The sequence below is a fragment of the Adlercreutzia equolifaciens genome (assembly GCF_029076695.1).
Lineage (GTDB): Bacteria > Actinomycetota > Coriobacteriia > Coriobacteriales > Eggerthellaceae > Adlercreutzia > Adlercreutzia equolifaciens_A.
Genome location: NZ_JARFIK010000421.1, coordinates 1 through 299, shown reverse-complemented (window position 1 = coordinate 299; position 299 = coordinate 1). Strand labels below are relative to the sequence as shown.

At 55.2% G+C, this 299-nt stretch carries 1 protein-coding gene; it reads right to left on the bottom strand.

Annotation, left to right across the window (positions count from 1 at the left end; translation table 11 throughout):
* Positions 1 to 299 (bottom strand): hypothetical protein (locus PZH32_RS13000; protein WP_275208674.1); only part of this gene is annotated, 299 nt, incomplete at both ends.

Below are 299 nucleotides of genomic sequence, written 5' to 3'. Positions count from 1 at the left end.
GTCGTACCAGACGCCTTCAGGTTTTTCAGCCTTCGTAATTTCCACGCCGATGCCACGATAGGTCATGGAGCCAACTAAGGGGTTGTAGGGACCCTTGCGACGCGTTAGGACGTTAATGTTACTAGTCGTCCAGCTCTTACGCGCGTCTTTCCCGTCCTCCAGGAACTCGGGGTTCCAGAAGCGCTCCATGTACACACAGTTACGTGTCAGGCCGTCGGTCACCCATGCAACGCCGTAGATACCGTCGCCGATGAGATCTGGATACTCTTCGCAGCGCTGCGACTTGATATTGACCCAGT